16 protein-coding genes are annotated in these 18,656 nt (G+C 59.8%); 2 read left to right on the top strand and 14 right to left on the bottom strand.

Annotation, left to right across the window (positions count from 1 at the left end; genetic code table 11):
* Positions 1 to 28 precede the first annotated feature (28 nt).
* From cysD to JIN81_RS12225, 14 genes are all read right to left on the bottom strand, one after another.
* A complete protein-coding gene (cysD, locus tag JIN81_RS12290) occupies positions 29 to 934 on the bottom strand; it encodes a sulfate adenylyltransferase subunit CysD (RefSeq protein WP_200279916.1) in 906 nt (301 codons plus the stop codon).
* A 120-nt stretch (positions 935 to 1,054) separates the two neighbouring features.
* Positions 1,055 to 1,648, bottom strand: a complete 594-nt coding sequence (gene cysC / locus JIN81_RS12285; protein WP_200279913.1) for an adenylyl-sulfate kinase — start codon at positions 1,646 to 1,648, stop codon at positions 1,055 to 1,057.
* Between the two features lie 64 nt (positions 1,649 to 1,712).
* Positions 1,713 to 2,474, bottom strand: coding sequence for a WecB/TagA/CpsF family glycosyltransferase (locus JIN81_RS12280; RefSeq protein ID WP_200279910.1), 762 nt, complete (start codon positions 2,472 to 2,474; stop codon positions 1,713 to 1,715).
* A gap of 11 nt (positions 2,475 to 2,485) precedes the next feature.
* Complete coding sequence (locus tag JIN81_RS12275) at positions 2,486 to 3,565, bottom strand: FAD synthase family protein (RefSeq protein WP_200279907.1); 1,080 nt, start codon at positions 3,563 to 3,565, stop codon at positions 2,486 to 2,488.
* Between the two features lie 64 nt (positions 3,566 to 3,629).
* On the bottom strand, positions 3,630 to 4,745 hold the full coding sequence (gene gmd, locus JIN81_RS12270; protein ID WP_200279904.1) for a GDP-mannose 4,6-dehydratase: 1,116 nt from the start codon (positions 4,743 to 4,745) through the stop codon (positions 3,630 to 3,632).
* 70 nt (positions 4,746 to 4,815) lie between these two features.
* Positions 4,816 to 5,754 carry a GDP-L-fucose synthase family protein gene (locus JIN81_RS12265; RefSeq protein WP_200279901.1) on the bottom strand — a complete coding sequence of 313 codons (939 nt, stop codon included), beginning with the start codon at positions 5,752 to 5,754 and terminating at the stop codon, positions 4,816 to 4,818.
* A gap of 76 nt (positions 5,755 to 5,830) precedes the next feature.
* Positions 5,831 to 7,135: a nucleotide sugar dehydrogenase gene (locus tag JIN81_RS12260; RefSeq protein ID WP_200279898.1), complete on the bottom strand. Its 1,305-nt coding sequence runs from the start codon at positions 7,133 to 7,135 to the stop codon at positions 5,831 to 5,833.
* Positions 7,132 to 8,316, bottom strand: a complete 1,185-nt coding sequence (gene glf / locus JIN81_RS12255; RefSeq protein WP_200279895.1) for a UDP-galactopyranose mutase — start codon at positions 8,314 to 8,316, stop codon at positions 7,132 to 7,134. Before glf ends, JIN81_RS12260 begins: the two co-directional genes overlap by 4 nt.
* Positions 8,317 to 8,320: 4 nt before the next feature.
* Complete coding sequence (locus JIN81_RS12250) at positions 8,321 to 9,289, bottom strand: UDP-glucuronic acid decarboxylase family protein (protein ID WP_200279892.1); 969 nt, start codon at positions 9,287 to 9,289, stop codon at positions 8,321 to 8,323.
* Positions 9,290 to 9,470: 181 nt separating this feature from the next.
* On the bottom strand, positions 9,471 to 10,019 hold the full coding sequence (gene nusG / locus JIN81_RS12245; RefSeq protein WP_200279889.1) for a transcription termination/antitermination protein NusG: 549 nt from the start codon (positions 10,017 to 10,019) through the stop codon (positions 9,471 to 9,473).
* Positions 10,016 to 10,528 carry a GbsR/MarR family transcriptional regulator gene (locus tag JIN81_RS12240; protein ID WP_200279886.1) on the bottom strand — a complete coding sequence of 171 codons (513 nt, stop codon included), beginning with the start codon at positions 10,526 to 10,528 and terminating at the stop codon, positions 10,016 to 10,018. The genes nusG and JIN81_RS12240 overlap by 4 nt, the downstream gene beginning before the upstream one ends.
* A 61-nt stretch (positions 10,529 to 10,589) precedes the next feature.
* On the bottom strand, positions 10,590 to 11,852 hold the full coding sequence (locus JIN81_RS12235; protein WP_234044822.1) for a DUF1501 domain-containing protein: 1,263 nt from the start codon (positions 11,850 to 11,852) through the stop codon (positions 10,590 to 10,592).
* A 79-nt stretch (positions 11,853 to 11,931) separates the two neighbouring features.
* Positions 11,932 to 13,482, bottom strand: a complete 1,551-nt coding sequence (locus JIN81_RS12230) for a DUF1800 domain-containing protein (RefSeq protein WP_200279880.1) — start codon at positions 13,480 to 13,482, stop codon at positions 11,932 to 11,934.
* A 93-nt stretch (positions 13,483 to 13,575) separates the two neighbouring features.
* Complete coding sequence (locus JIN81_RS12225) at positions 13,576 to 13,998, bottom strand: hypothetical protein (RefSeq protein WP_200279877.1); 423 nt, start codon at positions 13,996 to 13,998, stop codon at positions 13,576 to 13,578.
* Between the two features lie 124 nt (positions 13,999 to 14,122).
* Between JIN81_RS12225 and JIN81_RS12220 the strand changes: the two genes are divergently transcribed.
* Both JIN81_RS12220 and JIN81_RS12215 read left to right on the top strand, forming a co-directional pair.
* Positions 14,123 to 16,618: a peptidase U32 family protein gene (locus tag JIN81_RS12220; RefSeq protein ID WP_234044820.1), complete on the top strand. Its 2,496-nt coding sequence runs from the start codon at positions 14,123 to 14,125 to the stop codon at positions 16,616 to 16,618.
* A 219-nt stretch (positions 16,619 to 16,837) separates the two neighbouring features.
* Positions 16,838 to 18,556 (top strand): DUF1194 domain-containing protein, encoded by a 1,719-nt coding sequence (locus tag JIN81_RS12215; RefSeq protein ID WP_200279874.1) that lies wholly within the window; start codon positions 16,838 to 16,840, stop codon positions 18,554 to 18,556.
* Positions 18,557 to 18,656 lie beyond the last annotated feature (100 nt).

Here is an 18,656-nt window from a genome sequence, read left to right as displayed (position 1 = left end):
GTTGGTGGATGAAGGGCGGAGGCTGGCTTCAGAAATAACCTTCTTTCTTACGGTCCTCCATGGAGGTTTCCGAACGTTTGTCATCGGCACGATTGCCACGTTCGGTCTGGCGGGCGGCGGCGACTTCCTCGATGATCTTGTCCATGGTATCGGCGTCGGATTCGACGGCGCCGGTGATGGTGGCATCGCCCATGGTACGGAAGCGGATCCTCCGGTTCACCACTTCTTCGCCTTCGCGGGGTTGGACGAACTCACTGACCGCCAGGATGGTGTTGTTCCGAACGATGGTGTCGCGCTCGTGGGCGTAGTAGAGACTGGGAAGAACGATGCCCTCACGCTTCATGTACATCCAGATGTCCATCTCAGTGAAGTTGGACAGTGGGAAGACGCGGAAATTTTCGCCGGGTTGCATGCGGCCGTTGAAGAGGTTCCAAAGTTCGGGGCGTTGGTTCTTCGGATCCCACTGACCGAAGTCGTCGCGATGGGAGAAGAAGCGCTCTTTGGCCCGGGCCTTTTCTTCATCGCGCCGGCCTCCGCCGAGCACGGCGTCGAACTTGTGTTCCTCGATGGTGTCGAGGAGTGTCGTCGTCTGGAGGCGGTTGCGTGAGGCATCGGCTCCGGTTTCTTCTACAACCCTGCCGTCATCGATGGACTTCTGGACCGATCCGATCACGAGCCGGGCACCCATCTTTTCGGCAAACTCGTCGCGATACTCGATGGTCTCCGGGAAGTTGTGCCCGGTATCGACGTGGACCAACGGGAAAGGAAGCTTGGAAGGATGGAACGCCTTCCTTGCGAGCCACGCCATCACGATGGAGTCCTTACCCGCGGAGAAGAGAAGTCCTGGATTCTGGAACTGGGCGGCCGTTTCACGCAGGATGAAGATCGCCTCAGCTTCAAGCTGGTCGAGGTGGGAAAGTTGGTAGTTGGGCATGGGAAACCGTGGTTGCAGAACTTTGGCTTTCCCTTGTCAGAAAGCCGGACGGCGCGGAGGAAACACTCTTGCTCGCGACTTTGGCAAGAATTAATTACTTAATTGGGTGACTTGGTAATGTTAAGACGCAATCCCTTTGTTCCGAAGGAACTCCAGCACTTCAAAGGTCGAGTCTTGGACGCTTAGATTCTCGGTATCGAGGATCAGGTCGGGTTCCTGGGGTTCCTCGAAGCTGCTGTCCTTGCCGGTAAACTGCTTTACCTCGCCGGCCGCGGCCTTGGCGTAGAGCCCCTTCGGATCCCGCGCTTCGCAGGTGGCGTAGTCGGCCTTCACGTAGATCTCGGCGAAATCGTCCTCGAGAATACCGCGAGCGAGGTCGCGGAGGTGACCGCGGGGCGTGATCAAGGAGCAGAGCACGATCACCCCGTTGTCAGCCAGCACTTTGGCAAGTTCGGCGGTGCGCCGGATGTTCTCAAGCCGGTCTTCGTCGCTGAAGCCGAGATTGTTGTTGAGACCGGTCCTCAGGTTGTCGCCATCCAAGCGGACGACAAATCGCCCTTTGTCATGAAGGACGTGCTCAAGGGCGTTGGCGATGGTGGACTTGCCTGAGCCCGAGAGGCCGCAGAGCCAGAGTACGCAGCCTTTTTGCTTCAGAAGGACTTCTTTCGAGTGCCGTGGAAGCGTCGTGCTGGGATGAATGTGTGTCGCTGACATGGTCGGAAATGGGGGTAGGAAATCTGGCTCGGTGGCAGGTCGACGTCGCAGACCGACGGACGGATCACCGAGCCCGTGCGTGGTCCCATAGAGAATACCACACGAACAGGCTGTTGTGGACGAGATAGCGCTTGAAGAGGCGGCGGGGTTCCGCTGCGAGGCGGTACGCCCATTCCAGCCCGGCCTTCTGAATGACTGCCGGAGCTTGGGACACCTCACCTGCGTGAAACGCAAATGCCGCACCGATCCCGAAATAGACCCCCGCCGGCAGCCGATCCTTGTGACGGGCGATCCAGTCCTCCTGCTTGGGGCACCCCAAACCGACCCAGATCAGGTTGGCTCCGGACTCGACGATTTTCGCACAAATCCGCTCGAACTCATCTTCCGGCCACTCACCGAATGGCGGTGAGTAGCTGCCGGCGATCGTCGCTTCGGGAAACTGTTCGTCGAGGTTGGTTTGGAGGCTCTCGAGAGTCGACTCCTTGCCGCCGAGGAGAAAATGCTTCAAGTCATCGTGACGCTCAGACGCCTTGATCGTTTCCAGCATCAACGTCGGCCCGTAAACACGGTCTTCGAGTTGATCGGATTCAGGAAGTTGGAGATTCAGCGACCAGACGAGGGGCATGCCGTCGGGCACGATCAGGTCGAAACGCTCCATCGTCGCCCTGAAGCTGCGCTCGTGTCGGCTCATGGCCGCGACGTGCGTATTGGCGGCTTCGACCGCGTAGGCCTGAGAACCGCATCGTGCCTTCTCGAAAATCCAGGTCACCGCCCCTTGGTAGTCGGTGCAGGCCAGTGGCAGCCCGATGACACGAACGGTCTTCATTCCAACAGAAGTCAGCGGATGAAGGGCTCGATGGCCTGAACGTTCTCATTCTCGCCGACCGCACGATCCCGATCGGTCGCCGATGCGAAAAGATACAAGGCATAACCTCCATAGCCGCCGCCACAGTACTTGTGACTGATCGAGTTTGCGACAGGTTCCAGACGATCCATCCCTTCGTCCAACTGGGTTTGGTGGTACAAGGCCACGGCCTGACCAAGCTTATCCAGATCGGATTCCATCACCGCGGTCCGAGCCAAGCGGCCGGATTCCGCGATGCGGTCGTAATCCCGTGGAACACCCACCACGCCGGGAGTGTCATGCTGCTTGCCCGTCCAGAGGATCGCCATCTTTCCTCGCAGGAAGTCCCCACTTTGTTTGAAATCAAGGGACGGTTTTTCGCCCGATCGCCACACGCAAAGTCCGGTTTCCCGGATCACCGCCGGATCCTGCCAACCCACACCGAGATCAATCTCGGATTCGATACCACAGCGACCGTTCAGCAATGCCCAGGCACCGCTCCCCCCGAGACCGGACTGCTTTTCGTAGCTCCAATCCCGAAGCGAAACCATGGGCGAGATCGCGCAATTCACCACGAACTCCCCCGGGCGCGAAAACCTCGGCACATCCAGCCAACCGCCAGCGAAGTCGACACGGAGTGGCGCCTCGGTAGGAGCCTGCACCCAGCGCACGATGGACGACGTGGACACCGGCTGGAAACGCGGAGGCGTTTTTGGAAGACGCACATAGCGGGCACCGACCTCCGCGCAGAGAGCACGCTTCAGATCGGCATACTGATCATCTTCCGTGACGGCGAGGATGTCCGGACGAATCGCAAGGAAATGCTCCTTGAAGTCCAGGCCTTCCTCGTGGCTGTCTCCGATCACCACGGCATCCACGACCCGCATGCCATCAAGCAGCGCCTTCTTGTGCTCGTCGGGAATCGACGGTTTGCGGCGTTTGTGGATCCACAAGACCTCTTCCGAGGCGAACGACACCGTCAGATGATCACCCAAGGCTCTCGCCTCCTCGAAAAACTGGAGATGGCCTCCATGCACGATGTCATAGCAGCCACTGACGAAAACCTTGGTCATTGAATGATGGGGAGTTGGTCGCTCGAAGCGTCCGGATTCACCTGAAATGAGAACGGAATGATGATCACTCCTTTGAGACCGCCACGTGATGACCGTGTGCTTTGAGCAACGCATGGCGACGCGCGACCTCCAGATCGGACGCAACCATCTCGGAACACATTTCCTCGACGGTGATCTCAGGCACCCAACCCAGCTTCTCCTTGGCCTTGGTGGGATCACCCAGAAGTGTTTCAACTTCCGCAGGGCGGAAATACCGCGGATCCACACGCACGATCACATCACCCACTGAAACCTCGGGAGCGAGATCCGCATTTACGGCAGTTACCGTAGCAATCTCATCCACACCGGATCCACTGAACTCAAGGGAGATTCCCGCTTCAGTGGCGGAAAGCTTCACGAACTCACGCACCGAAATCTGAGTGCCGGTAGCGATCACGAAATCATCGGGTTTCTCCTGCTGCAGCATCATCCACTGCATCCGGACGTAGTCTTTCGCATGGCCCCAGTCGCGAAGGGCATCCATGTTGCCCAGGTAGAGGCAATCCTCCAAACCTTGGGCGATATTGGCCACACCTCGGGTGATCTTGCGGGTCACGAATGTCTCTCCACGGCGCGGGGACTCGTGATTGAACAGGATGCCATTGCAGGCATACATGCCGTAGGATTCCCGGTAATTCACGGTGATCCAGTATGCATACATCTTCGCCACCGCATAAGGCGACCGGGGATAGAAGGGAGTGGTTTCCTTCTGGGGGATCTCCTGGACCAAGCCATACAACTCGGAGGTCGACGCCTGATAGAATCGGGTCTTCTTTTCCAGCCCAAGGAAGCGAATTGCCTCCAACAGGCGAAGGGTACCGATCGCATCCACATCCGCCGTATATTCCGGGGCCTCGAATGAAACCGCGACGTGGGACTGAGCACCCAGGTTGTAAACCTCATCCGGTTCGACCTCGCGCAGAATCCGCGTCAGATTCGATGTATCCGTCAGGTCGCCGTAGTGGAGCTTGAACCGGGCATTCTCGACGTGGGGATCCTCGTAGATGTGATCCACACGCTGCGTATTGAACAGCGAGGCTCTCCGCTTGATACCGTGAACCTCGTAGCCCTTCTCAAGGAGGAACTCCGCCAGATAGGAACCATCCTGACCGGTGATTCCCGTAATGAGTGCTTTCTTCATGTTTTTTTTGGGGGGGTGCCGGACACGACCGGCATTGGTATGAGTGTAAACGGCCGAAACCGAAAATCGGTCAGAGGCGTGCGTTCCCTCCGGCCAAAGAGGCCTGAAAATCCCGGTAAGCCTCAGCCAGACCCTCTTCGAATCCGATCTTCGGCTCCCAACCGGTGCCCTTGAGGCGGGAAACATCCATGAGCTTCCGGGGCGTGCCATCCGGCTTGCTTGGGTCCGTCAGGATTTCGCCCTGATACCCGACTGTCCGAGCGACCCATTGGGCAAGTTCGAGGATTGTAACATCCTCACCCACTCCCACATTCACCCAGTCCGGTGGGTTATCGAGTTCGAGCAGATGAAAGCACGCTTCCGCGAGATCCTTGGTGTGCAGGAATTCGCGGCGGGGAGTGCCCGTTCCCCAGATCGTCACGCTTTCGGCTCCTGACTCCTTGGCTTCGTGAAAGCGGCGGATCAGCGCCGGGATCACATGCGAGTTTTCCGGATGGTAGTTGTCCCCGGGCCCGTAGAGATTGGTGGGCATCGCCGAATGGTAGAGCAACCCGTGCTGGGCACGATAGTGCTGGCACAATTTGAGGCCTGCAATTTTGGCAATCGCGTAGGCTTCGTTCGTGACCTCGAGTGGACTCGTCAGGAGGCAATCTTCAGGCATTGGCTGAGGTGCCAGCTTGGGATAGATGCAAGACGACCCGAGGAAGAGCACCCGCTCGACACCAGCCCGGCGGCTTCCTTCCACCAGATTAGAAGCGATGGCGAGATTCTCGTAAATGAAATCGGCGGGATAGGTTGAATTCGCATGAATCCCGCCAACCTTGGCGGCGGCAATCACCACGATCTCAGGCTGCTCTTCCTCCAGAAACGAAAAGGTCGCTGTCTGGTCGCAGAGATCAACTCGATCGCGGCCCGCCGTCAGAATATCAAATCCTCCGCGAAGCCCGGCTTCCCGCACCAAAGCGGAACCCACCATGCCGCGGTGACCTGAGATATAGATTTTTTTCATCGGACCTTACTCTCGGAGGATTGTTGTCTTGCCTGCGCGACTAGATGGTTTCAACGACCACGTGGACTCGCCCGGATCAGGATTTCACCACCAGACCTTCCGGGGTCACGACCGAAGCCATGGCATTCCGCGTGTCGACGATGAGATCAGACCATTTCGCAAGTTCATCGAGGTTCACCACTTGGTGATGGGTGGAAATGACCACGCAATCCTGGGCGCGGATCACCTCTTCCGACCATTCCACCGATTCATGCCCCGCCCATTCCATGTGCTCGCGGGTCGGACCAACCACTGGAACATGAGGGTCGTAGTAGGAAACATCCGCGCCGAGCCGCTTGAAGCCGTCGAGCAACTCGAAGGTCGGGGACTCCCGCATGTCATCGACATCCGATTTGTAGGCCAAGCCAAGAAGAAGGATCCGGCTCCCCTTCACCGCCTTGCACCTCGAGTTGAGGGCCTCCATTGTACGATGGATCACGTAATTCGGCATGCTCCGGTTCACCTCCCCGGCCAACTCGATGAACCGGGTATGGACCCCGTACTCGCGTGCCTTCCAGGTGAGATAGAAGGGGTCAATGGGAATGCAGTGGCCACCCAATCCGGGTCCGGGGTAGAATGCCTTGAAGCCGAAGGGTTTGGTCGACGCCGCTCGAATCACCTCCCATATGTCGATATCCATGCGATCCGCAGCGATCTTCAACTCATTGACCAAACCGATGTTCACCGAACGATAGATGTTCTCAAGCAGCTTGGTCAATTCGGCCACCTTGCAGGAACTCACGGGCACGACTTCATCGAACACGGCGTCGTACAAGGCGACGCCCGCCTCAAGACAGGCCGGAGTCACTCCCCCCACAACCTTCGGGATGTTGGTGGCCGTAAACTCAGGATTGCCCGGATCCTCACGCTCGGGCGAGTAGACCACATGGATCGATTCGCCAACCTTGAAGCCTGCATCCTCGATCCTCGTGACCAGTTCCTCATCCGTTGTTCCCGGATAAGTCGTACTTTCCAAACTAACCACCTGCCCGGCCCTGAGGCCCGGTAGGATCGACTCGATCGTCGCGACGACATAGCTCAGATCCGGCTCGAAGTGTTCGTCCAGCGGAGTGGGGACACAGAGAATCAGGGCATCGCATTCGGAGACGCGTGAAAAATCGGTTGTTGCATCCAACTTCCCATCCTCGGAGGCCGCCTGAAGTTCGGAGTCCGGGATGTGCTTGATGTAGGTCTTCCGCGCCTTGATCGCGGTTTCCTTGGTGGGATCCACATCGAAGCCCAAAGCGGCGTACCCAGCCTTGGCGTAGGCGAGCAACAGAGGCAGGCCGACGTAGCCGAGACCTACGACTCCAACGGTTGCATCTTGAGGGAGCTTCTTCATTCTGATTGGTCGAGTGGAATCGGTGTTCCGTATCGCTTGAGGAGGCGTTCAGCTTCTGCCAGCGCCATCCCGGTCACCTGATCCATGTTGTAGTATCGGTAGGTCGCCAGGCGGCCAATGAAGCTCACCTTGGACTCCCGGGCAGCGAGTTCAGCATACTGCCGGTAGATGGCGGCGGAGTCATCCGCAGGGACGGGATAATAGGGTTCATCCCCTTCACTCCAATCCTTCGGAAACTCGCGCACGATGGAGGTCGCGTCGATCCGCTGCCCTGTCGCGTGCTTGATCTCGACGATTCGGGTGAATGGAACGTTTTCGTCCGGATAGTTGACCTGCATCGCTGGCTGCCAGAACCCCTTCTTTCCGGAAATCTCCTTGCGCGCCCTGAGTGAATCGCCGTCGAAGCTCTCCGATTCAAAGCGAAGGGACCGGTAGGGCAGTGCGCCGAATCGACGGCCGAAGTATTCATCGATGGGCCCGCTATAGACCAGATGCCGGCAGGTCCAACGCTTCCGTGCTTCGGAGAAATCGACGCCCAGATGAAGTTCGAGGCCCGGGGAGGCATCAAGCATCCGCTCGAACATCGCCGTGTAACCATTCTCCGGAAGTGCTTGGAATGATTCGCGAAGATAGCGGTCATCCCGGTTGGTGCGGATGGGAATCCTGCCACACACACTGGCATCAAGCTCGCGCGGGTGCCTCTTCCACTGCTTGATCGTGTATCCCTTGAAAAACTTCTCGTAGAGTTCGCGCCCGACCTGGGCGAGGATGATCTCCTCCGAGTTGGCGGGCTTGTCGATGGCAATCCTGTTGGATCCCAGCCACGCTTCGAACTTCTCCGCCGTTGAAGGCCTGCCGATGAGTTCCTCAAAGGTGTTGAGATTGATCGGGAAGCTCCAGTAGCGGCCGTCCGTGAAGCTCTTGATCTTGTAGTCGACGGGATGCCAACCGGTGAACTGCGAGAGATGGTCGACGATCCGTTGAGAATTACTACGGAAGTAGTGGGGCCCGTATTGGTGGGTCAGGACACCCGCCTTGTCCGGCGCATCGTAGGCATTTCCACCGAGGTGATCGCGGCGATCGACCACCACGCATTTCCAGCCGGCAGACGCGAGCCGTTGCCCGATCACAAGACCGGAGAACCCGGCACCCACAATCAGGAAATCGACTTCAGTCGCCACAGGATCAGGCGGGGTTCACCACTTCCCGGAAGTAATCAATCGTTTCGCCGATGCCCTCGGCAAAAGAAACCTGAGGTTCCCAGCCCAACTGCTCCTTTGCCCGACGGATGTCCGGCTTGCGGACCTTGGGGTCATCCGGCGGAAGGGGACGGTCGTCGACCTTCAGTTCCACCTGAAAGATCCCGGCGATGGCTTCGGCGAATTCACGGATGGTCATCTCGTGAGGGTTGCCGCAATTCACCGGCTCGTGGAACTCCGAGCGGGCGAGTCGCCAAATGCCTTCGACCAGATCGCTGACGTAACAGAACGACCGCGTCTGGCTACCATCACCGAAAATCGTCATCGGTTCGCCGCGCAGAGCCTGCCCGATGAAGGCGGGAACCACCCGCCCGTCGTCGAGACGCATGCGCGGGCCATAGGTATTGAAGATCCGTACGATCTTCGTGTCGACGCCGTGCGCGCGATGATACGCCATCGTCACCGCCTCCGCGTAGCGCTTTGCCTCATCGTAGCATGAGCGAACCCCAATCGAGTTCACATTGCCCCAATAACTCTCGGGCTGCGGATGGATTTCGGGGTCGCCGTAAATTTCGGAAGTCGATGCCACGAGGAAGGTGGCCCGCTTCCGTTTCGCCAAATCCAGAGCGTGGTGGGTGGCATAGGAGCCGGCCTTGAGCGTCTCCACCGGGATCTCGACATAGTCGATCGGACTTGCCGGCGAGGCCATGTGAAACACAAAGGCGACGTCCCCATCGACCTCATAGGGCTCGGACACGTCGTGTTCGATGAAGGAGAAGTTCGGATCGTTTTCCAAGTGCGCCAGATTGCTCATCGCCCCGGTCACCAGATTATCCAGAGCCACCACCTTCAGGCCGTCGGCGAGGAGGCGATCGATCAAATGAGACGCCACGAAGCCGGCGCCACCGGTCACGACCGCAATCCTTCCTTGGTAGTTGGAGGTATCCTGAATCATGGGATCACATCAAAGCTGGACACGCTGCCGCCCGTGGTCGGATGTCCAATGCACGAACAAAACCACAGGAGCATGTCGGGATCTGAGAGGCAGTAAGCTTCATGAGAAGTCCTGCAGCGCCCTGTTCATGGGCGATTTCGTATATTGTTCAATCTAAAATGAACAAATCTCGGTCCTCCCCTCACGGGAGCGGTCTCCGCGGAAGCAAGAGCGAGAACAAGTCGACCTCGACGACCTGCGGTTGACCGAGGAAATCAAGGAGCACTTTGACCCGGTCCTTGGCGGGCAGAACCGACACCACTTTCCCCTGAAATCCACCCAAGGGTCCACTTGCCACCTCGACCTCTTCCCCCACGTCAATCTGAGGTGCGACGGTCAGGGTTTCCTCGTCGATCTCCTCGTCGCGCGCATGCATTTCGGACCGCAGCACGTCGACGAATTCATCCGCCACTGGCGGAATCACGTTTCCAAAGCGAACCAGCCCCCTAACCCCCTGAGAATAAGTCACCAATCGCTCACAATCCTTGAGCACAAAGCGCCCGAGGATGTAGCCGGGAAACAGGGCTTCAACCCACCAGACCTTCCCCCTCCGCGTGGCCTTTTTGTAGCGCAACCGGGGACAAAAGACCTCAACCCCCTCCTGCTCCCGCAGGTGCCCGGCCGCGATGTGTTCACGCTTCGGCTGCGTCTTGATGCAGTACCACCTCGCTTCGTCCGGATCCGAACTCATTCGCCCAGTATCTTCTGGAGAATGGGGAGCACTTTCCGCCCCTTCTTCATCCAGCCCTCCAGCTTATCCACTCTCTCGTCGTAAAACTCCCTCGCCTGCGAGTCATCCTCCGCCGCGACCGCCTCTTGAAGCCGGCCCACTTTCAGCTGACCGCTTTCCAGGTGTGGCCGCACTTGTTCGCGGATGAACCCTCCGACGAGCCTTTTCAAATCAGCCGCGGCCTTGTAGTGCGTCCGGCGTGCTCCCGGCACCTCACAATCCCGCACGGCCCCGAGCCCCTTCAAAGTCCTAAGTCCCTGACTGGCAGAACCTTTGCTGATCCCCAAGCGCTGCACCAGGTCATCGAGCGCGAGTGGTTCCCGGCTGATGAAAAGCAGGCCGTAGATCTCTCCAACCGAGCGCGGTAGCCCGAGGACACGCACCCCATCGACGAAGACATCGACGACTTGGCGCTCCAAGGAACTGAGCACCTGAGACGGCGCATTTCCATCCTGCTGGATCTCAGGCACGAGGCGTCCCTAAACGGGATTCGACAATTGTTCAATCCAAAATGAACAGACCATCCCTTTGTTAGCCCATGAAACCCAAGGAAGGGTAATCCCCCTTCAGCACCGGCCCCGGATGGGTCTTCAGCCAATCTCCGAGCACCGTGGCGTAGACACTCCTGAAATCGATCCCGTGCTTGAGATCCCCCTGGTCCAGTTTGGTCAGGCTCGGTTGTTTGCCGTAGAATCCGCCCTTCACCGGAGATCCGGCGACAAAGAGACAGGAGGCCTTGCCGTGGTCCGTACCCCCGCTGGCATTCTCCGAAACCCGCCGGCCGAACTCGGAAAAGGTCATCAGGGTCACCCGGTCCGCATTCCCCTGCTGCTTCAGGTCGGCGAAGAACGACTTCAGCGCCTCGTCCAGCTGGCCGAGCAGGCGGTCATGCGAGTTGGCTTGGCCGTTGTGGGTATCAAAGCCGCCATGACTGACGTAATAGACCCGCGTCGGCATCTTCCCGGCGATCATCCTGGCCACCATGTTGAGACTCCTTGAGATCGGCGTGCCACCATACTGGACACGGCTCCGGTGCTTCGAAGCAACCTCGAGGATCTTCTTCGACGACACCCGAGCATCCATCGCGACCCGCTCGAGGAAGGCCAGATTGCTCTCGCCCACGATCCCTCCCACCTTGCCCACCGAGGGCTCCGCGATCGACGCCCCGTCGACCGGCGCCTGAGGCGAATTCAGGGATTCGAAGAACTGCTCCGCTCCATCCTTGTCACCCCCACTGTGGATCCAGCGGTAAAGCTCCGGCGAACTCAGGCAAACACCCGGGTTCCGCATGGCACCGAAACTCTCCGGCTGCGTCTTGTTGAGCGAGATCCCCACCGTCGGATCGGAACCCGCACAGGCGTTGTCAAAATAGCGGCCAAGCCAGCCAGTATTGGATCGATTCGCCGTGTCGCCGGTTTCCCAAATGGAGGTCGATACGAAGTGGGAGCGGTTCGGATTCGGGTAGCCGACTCCTTGCACCACCGCCAGCTCCCCTTCGTTGTAGAGCTCTCCGAGGAAAGGCATCGAACGGTTGAGCCCCATGCCATCGCCAAGCTGGATCAGATCCTTCCGTTGCTTCGCCAATCGCGGCCGGGCGTTGTAATAGGCATCGTCCTCATAGGGCACCAGCGTGTTTAGCCCGTCATTGCCGCCCGCAAGTTGCAGCACCACCAGGATCGTATCATCCTTGCCGGTGACCGCCTGCGTCGCGAGATCCTTCGCGCCGGCATGCAGGTCGGCAAACGTCCGCTCGACGAACATCGGCACCGTCCAGGCCGAGGAAGCGCCCAGCATCGTGGACCTCAAAAATTCACGTCTCGTTTTCATCGCATGTTTGGAAATCAGGATTAGTAGATGGAAACTCCAGCGAGCCTCAGGTGAGTTGATAGTGCGGCGTGCTCATCATCAGGTGGCACAACTCGGCGACTTCATGATTGGTGAACACCACGCCCTTCTTGGCCTTCGCGTAGTCCACGAATGCCGCGCGTTGCTTGGGACCCGGGTCCGCTTGGAAAAGTCGCTCGATCAGGGAATCCACCACGGCCTCGGGGTCCTCCCGCAAGGATCGCGGCACCAACTTCTCGTAGTCCGGGCCTTCCCACTGGGACATCGAGCGCTGCACCATCCGCTCCAACATCGCTCCCCGGCCGCCAGCATTCGCCATGCCCATCATCATGCTTCCGCCGTCCTCCTCGGTCCCCTGCGCTGGCTGCGCCCCCTTGGTCACCGCTCCCGCGATGTTGTAGCGCGTCAGCAGTGTGTTCGTGCTGATCCAGGCCCGCCCCCAGTCCCAGCCGGCGACATTGGGTGGACGGAACAGGGTTTGTCCAAGTTGCTCCTGCGAGGTCAGCGCATATCCGCGCGGCAAGCCGTCCACTTCAAGCTCCTTGCACATTTGGATCAGGAACTGGACCGGGCTTTTGATCTGATTCCGGATCACCGTGCTGTCGTAGAAGGCACGGGAAAGAAAGATCTCACGGAGCACCGGCTCGATCTCGAAGCCGCCCTCCCGGAACGTCCGGGCCAGGTCCTTCACGATCACCGCTGGAGGCTCATCCTCGACGAAAAACGCCCACAGCTTCGACGGCAGGTATTCCGCAGCCGCCGACTGCTCGAACAGAACATCGATCACATCCTCGCCATCAAAGCGCCCCGTCTGCCCCAGCACCGTCTTCCGGCCGCCGTCCCATTGGAAACCTGCGTGACCGACATTCCCATTCAGCCGATTGACCGTGTAGCCGGTGAATGCCCGTGCCGCTTCCTTGACGTCCTGCTCCGTGTAGTTTCCCTCGCCCAGGGTGAACAACTCCATCACCTCACGCGCGAAGTTCTCGTTCGGCTTGCCCTTCTTCGAGGTCTGCACGTCCAGATAAAGCATCATCGCCGGGTCCTTGAGGACCTGCTGAGTCAGGTGCTTGAAGTTCCCGAACGCATGCGCACGGAACAGGTCATTCTGTTTCAGCATCAGCGCGGGATTCTTCACCTTCTGCGCCGAGGTGGCGAAATGATCGTGCCAGAACAGCACCATCTTCTCCCGCAAGGGCGCACGCGTGGTCATCATTCGGTCAAACCACCACTGGGATCCCTCGACGATCCGCTGCCGTGACTCGCGTTGACGTTCACGCAGCTTCTTCTGCCGGGCCTCCGCGGCATCCTCCCGACTCATCGACCGCTCCGAGTCCCGCATCGAGCGATTCGCCGCCATCTGCTCGCGCATCTGTTCAGCGAGCCGCCCTGGATCCATCCAGCTCGGCAGCTCAAAGGCATCGAGCGGCTCATCTGGAAACAGCAGGCTCTCCACCGCCTTCTCCCTTCCCAGCTCATGAATCTCACGGATATCTTGCGGTGACGCACCGAATCCCGCCCGGCGCACCAGATGTGCCGCTTCTTCCACCGTCCATTCGTCTTTCGCTTTGGGGAGCATGATGAGTCGTACGCTTGGGTTGCAAGGTGGGTAACCTCCCCGCACCGATAAAGTTGCGATCCCCCCACACGTTTCTGCCGTAGCCCTGCCGTCTCACCGCTGCTCCGCCCGCTCACCGATGCCATGCAGCGCGATACCCAGCACGCACACCGCCGCGAGGATGATCCATATCGGCAACACAGGCTGAGTATTCATCATCAATAGCGCCAGGGTCGCGATGCCAAAGGACACGCACAGGTCGCGTGCCAGCTTCAGCATCAAGAAACGCCTACCCCGAATCGAGACATCACCGACGCCCTGGCAGCCCGAAAGAATTCGTTCGAATGTCAACATGCCCTGTCCAAGCAGAGCCATCAGCCCAGCGCCGAGAACCCACACAAATGCCGGTTCATCATGAGCTCCCAGCCACAACCCCGCCGACCCATCGCTCAGCCAAATGAATGCCAAGAGCAGCCCCCAAACACTTCCTCCGGCCCAGAAAAACCAGCCCGGCAATCCGAGAAACAACACCAGCACCACTGCTCGGCTTCGGTCACCCCTCGGGCTCATCCACCCACCCTCTGCCACTCCCATTCGCTCATCAATCCGGAAGTCGCCGGACGGTCGTCAGCGCATTTCGTCCGTGCTTTCCCACCAGTCCATGGTTTCCTCCCCCAGCACCGCCATGACCGACTCCACTCCTGAACTCCTCAGCCCCGCCGGGAACTGGGACTGCGCCCGTGCCGCGGTCGCAGCCGGAGCGGATGCCATCTTCTTCGGCCTTCCCGCCTTCAATGCCCGCCTGCGGGCCGACAACTTTTCCAACGACGACCTGCCGGAGCTCATGGAGTTCCTCCACAAGCACGGCGTCAAAGGCTTCGTGACGATGAACACCCTCATCTTCACCAGTGAACTCAAGGCCGCTGAAGCCCAGCTTCACCGGGTGGCCGAAGCCGGCGTCGACGCCCTCATCATCCAGGACCTCGGTCTTGCAAAGATGGCCCGTGAGATCGCCCCAGACGTCGAGCTTCATGCCTCGACCCAGATGACCATCACCTCGCCCGAAGGACTGCAATTCGTCGAATCCTTATTCCCTCTCGAGCGAGCCGTGCTTGCCCGTGAGCTTTCGGTGAAGGAAATCAGTCGCTTCGAAGACGCACGATCCCAGACGATCACCCCCCTCGAAGTCTTCGTCCACGGTGCCCTCTGCGTCGCCTACTCCGGCCAGTGCCTCACCAGCGAAAGCCTCGGCCAACGGTCCGCCAACCGCGGTGAGTGCGCCCAAGCCTGCCGCATGCCCTACGAACTCGTCGTCGATGGCAAAACGCAGGACATGGAGGAAGTCCGCTACCTGCTCAGCCCGCAGGACCTCGCTGCCGTCGATATCATTCCCGACCTCGTCCGCGCCGGCGTCAAGTCGTTCAAGATCGAAGGCCGCCTGAAGTCTCCCGAATACGTCGCCGCCGTCACCCGCGTTTACCGTAAGGCACTCGACGACGCCATGGCCCAGCGTGACTCAACCGTCACCGCCGCCGATCGCTACAGCCTCGAGATGACCTTCTCCCGCGGGCTCACCAGCGGCTGGCTCGCCGGGACCGATCACCCCTATCTCACGCACGGTCGCTTTGGAAAAAAGCGTGGACCGCTTCTCGGCACCATCACCCATTGCGGCGGCACCTGGATCGAGCTCGACGCCCCCCTTGCCGAACTCGATCCCCCGTTGAAGGCAGGCGATGGCGTCGTCTTCGATGCCGGAGAAAACCGCGACCTCGAACAAGGGGCGCGCATCTGGAAGATCGAGGGCAAGCGCATCGTCTTCCACCGCACCTACAGCGGCATCAACTTCGAGCGCATCCGCCCCGGCAACACCCTCTACAAAACCTCCGACCCCTCCCTGGAGTCCGAGATCCGCAAGTTCTGGCAAAACGCCAAACTCACACCGAAGAAGACCCCCCTCCATGTCAAGGTCACCGGCCAACCCGGCGCCCCGCTGGTAATCTCATCAGGACATGCCAGTTGCTCGAGCGAAAGCCCGCTTCAGCCCGCCAGCAAACATCCCCTCGGGACCGAGACCCTCACCAAACAACTCTCCCGCCTCGGCGATACCCGCTACGAACTCGCGTCCCTCGACAACCAACTGGAAGGCGACTGCCACATCGCGATCTCCGCGCTCAACCGACTGCGCCGCGAGCTGATCGCCCAGTTGGACTCGGACCTTGCCCCGCAGGAAAGGCCCATCACCACCACCGAGGTCCGCCTCGACGACCTCCTTCCCCAGCCATCCACCATCGCCGACTCAGCGTCCAGCAGCCCCCGACTCTCCGTGCTGTGCCGCACCCTCGAGCAGGTCGACGCCGCATTGGCCGAGCAGATCCACGTGATCTACTGCGACTTCGAGGATCCGCGCCGCTACAAGGAAGCCGTGGCCGCCGTCCGCAGCAGTGCCGCGCCCAGCTCCACGGTTCACCTCGCCACCCCGCGCATTCTGAAGCCCGGAGAAACCGGCTACCTGAAACTCATCGAACGCGCGGAACCCGACGGGCTCCTCCTCCGCAACCTCGCCTCGCTCCAGTATTACAAGGACCGCAGCGACCTCGTCAAAACCGCGGACTTCTCGCTCAATATCGCGAACCCGATCACCGCATCGCTGCTCAAGGAAGCCGCCACACTGGACACCCTCACCGTCTCCTACGACCTGAACATCTCCCAGGTCCTCGACCTCCTTTCCCAAGCGCCCACCGACTGGTTCGAACTCACCCTGCACCAGCACATGCCCCTCTTCCACATGGAGCACTGCGTCTTCTGCACCTTCATGAGCGAAGGCACCAGCTACAAGGACTGCGGGCGCCCCTGCGAGGAACACGTGGTCCATCTCCGCGACCGGGTCGGCCAACTCCACCGGCTCCACGCCGACGTCGGCTGCCGCAACACCCTCTTCAACGGCAAGGCACAAACCGGAGCCCGCTTCCACGACGCCCTCCGCAAGACCGGCCTGAAGAAGTTCCGGGTCGAACTGCTCGACGAAGATGCCGCCACCACCCGACTCACCCTTTCGAGCTACCAGGCACTGCTCGACGGCACCGCCAGCGCCAACGAACTCCTCGATGAGGTCGCCGCACTGGAAAAACTCGGCGTCACTGAAGGCACTCTGGCGTAACCGCCGGAAACCGAAATCACCCAAGAACACCATGCCTCCGAATTCCTATTTCTGTTAGGTTAATTGTAATTGGAGTTATCACACCTTGAATCAAAAGATATATTTGAAGAATGGGGTTGATTTCTTCTATCAAGGGCCCTAAACACAGGACGCTCCCTAAGGAGTTTTTCTGCCAGATTCAGATGCTTCGGCGGGGAGTTGCCTACAACCCCCAGAACGATGAAAAGCAAGACATTGAATGCCTGCGCCGTCGCAGCGGCGTTCGGGTTGCCACTCGGGCCCATGGAGGCCCAGAACATCCTCGTCGACCTCGAGCTCTCGCTCGTTACCGACGTGTCCGGTAGCGTCGATCTCAGCGAATACCAGTTGATGATGGACGGCTACGAAAGCGCCTTCCGGAATTCATCCCTCATCAACGCCATCGAGAGCGGACCGCTCGGCAGCATCGCGGTGAACCTGGTGTTCTTCGACTCCTCGGCCTCTGAAGGTATTCCCTTCACCCTGATCTCGAATGCTTCCGAGGCCGATGCCTTTGCCGACAGCATCTTTGCTCTTCGTGGAGCGAAACCTTCCAGCGGAGGCACGTCCATCAGCAGCGGCATCAATCTCGCGGCCTCGCTGTTCGGGCAGAACATGTATGACGGCACACGCGTCGTCATCGACGTGGCCGGCGATGGCACGGGTAGCAGCCCCGGAGCAGCCCGCGACGCCGCAATCAACAACGGCGTGGACACCATCAATGGAATCGTGATCGGAAGCGATCCGAGCGGAGCGCTTGCCCAATTCTATGAAGACGAAGTGATTGCCGGTAACGGAGCCTTCGTCGCCGTCGCTCCAACTTTCGAGGACTTCGAGCCGGAAATTCAACGTAAGATCGAGCGCGAAGTCCGGGGCCGCGAATTCGACGGAGACATCATTGAAACCGCCAGGATCCTCACCTCGACCCTGCGCCTGACGTCCATCATGTCCGCACGCACCGCGGTTCGTGGTGTCGGCGACCGGATGTTCCGCATGCGCTCCGGTGTGCGCTCGGAACCCATCGTCACCGAGACTCCCGCGCCCACGAGCGCCAAGGGCGGGATGCCAAAGAACCCCATCGTCATGACCACCCACTGCCCATGGGAAGTCTGGGGCAAGGTCTACTGGGCCACGCAGGATTATGATGCCCAGTATGCCACACTCGCCGTACCGGGCGCGAATTTCCGCAGACTGATCCAGGCCGACACATCGATCGACATCTATGGGGGCGCTGTCGGAGTCGAATACGACTTCAACAGCAACTGGGCCGTCGGATTCGCCATCAGTGGCACCCGGGCCGAAGCTGACATGAGCCTCGTGGGGAGTGCCGACATCGACACCCTCGCCCTGATGCCCTACGTCTCCTACTATCAGGATTTCGGTGGCATGGGATTCTATGCCGACCTGCTCTACGGCTACGGGATGACCGACTATGACACCTTCCGCCTGCCCGGCCCCGCTACCGGCAGCCCGGAAGGAGATTTCCACACCCTCGAGTTCAATACCGGCCTGAATTTCCGCAATGCCGGCCTCGTGCATGGTCCATTCGGACAGGTCCGCTGGCTCGACGGTGAGATCGACGCCTACACCGAAATCGGCCCCGGTGCTCTCGCCATTCCCGGAACCGACTACGAGTCGTTGGCCACCCAGCTTGGCTACCAAGTCTCGTATCCAGTACCCATGGGCAGCGGCACCTTCGTCCCCCAAGCACGCGCTGCCTGGGAGCATGAGTTCAAGGACGACCTCGGCACCATCGCCGGCCTTCCTCAGGGAACCATCGACGAAGACGTGGCCGTGCTCGGCCTCGGGTTCGGCTATTTCATGAACTGTGGATGGAATGTCATCCTCGACTACGAAGCCCGACTGGGCAGCGAAAGCCAGTCCCACTACGTCGGCCTGAAAGGCGGCGTGGAGTTCTGAGCGATACCCTCTCCCCCCACCAAACCCATCTCCCCCCCTTTGCCAGGCGCATCCGCTGCGAAGCGAAAAAATGCCGGCGGCTCTCACGAGTCGTCGGCAT

Origin of the sequence: Haloferula rosea (assembly GCF_016595525.1) — a bacterium.
Lineage (GTDB): Bacteria > Verrucomicrobiota > Verrucomicrobiia > Verrucomicrobiales > Akkermansiaceae > Haloferula > Haloferula rosea.
The sequence above is the reverse complement of the archived record's forward strand: the minus strand, read 5'-3'. Positions and strand labels throughout refer to the sequence as shown.

Excerpts from the sequence above, each read along its gene's own strand:
- cysD (WP_200279916.1), bottom strand. The coding sequence starts at position 934 with ATGCCCAACTACCAACTTTCCCACCTCGACCAGCTTGAAGCTGAGGCG.
- cysC (WP_200279913.1), bottom strand. The coding sequence starts at position 1,648 with ATGTCAGCGACACACATTCATCCCAGCACGACGCTTCCACGGCACTCG.
- JIN81_RS12280 (WP_200279910.1), bottom strand. The coding sequence starts at position 2,474 with ATGAAGACCGTTCGTGTCATCGGGCTGCCACTGGCCTGCACCGACTAC.
- JIN81_RS12275 (WP_200279907.1), bottom strand. The coding sequence starts at position 3,565 with ATGACCAAGGTTTTCGTCAGTGGCTGCTATGACATCGTGCATGGAGGC.
- gmd (WP_200279904.1), bottom strand. The coding sequence starts at position 4,745 with ATGAAGAAAGCACTCATTACGGGAATCACCGGTCAGGATGGTTCCTAT.
- JIN81_RS12265 (WP_200279901.1), bottom strand. The coding sequence starts at position 5,754 with ATGAAAAAAATCTATATCTCAGGTCACCGCGGCATGGTGGGTTCCGCT.
- JIN81_RS12260 (WP_200279898.1), bottom strand. The coding sequence starts at position 7,135 with ATGAAGAAGCTCCCTCAAGATGCAACCGTTGGAGTCGTAGGTCTCGGC.
- JIN81_RS12250 (WP_200279892.1), bottom strand. The coding sequence starts at position 9,289 with ATGATTCAGGATACCTCCAACTACCAAGGAAGGATTGCGGTCGTGACC.
- nusG (WP_200279889.1), bottom strand. The coding sequence starts at position 10,019 with ATGAGTTCGGATCCGGACGAAGCGAGGTGGTACTGCATCAAGACGCAG.
- JIN81_RS12235 (WP_234044822.1), bottom strand. The coding sequence starts at position 11,852 with ATGCTGGGCGCTTCCTCGGCCTGGACGGTGCCGATGTTCGTCGAGCGG.
- JIN81_RS12230 (WP_200279880.1), bottom strand. The coding sequence starts at position 13,482 with ATGCTCCCCAAAGCGAAAGACGAATGGACGGTGGAAGAAGCGGCACAT.
- JIN81_RS12220 (WP_234044820.1), top strand. The coding sequence starts at position 14,123 with ATGGTTTCCTCCCCCAGCACCGCCATGACCGACTCCACTCCTGAACTC.
- JIN81_RS12215 (WP_200279874.1), top strand. The coding sequence starts at position 16,838 with ATGAAAAGCAAGACATTGAATGCCTGCGCCGTCGCAGCGGCGTTCGGG.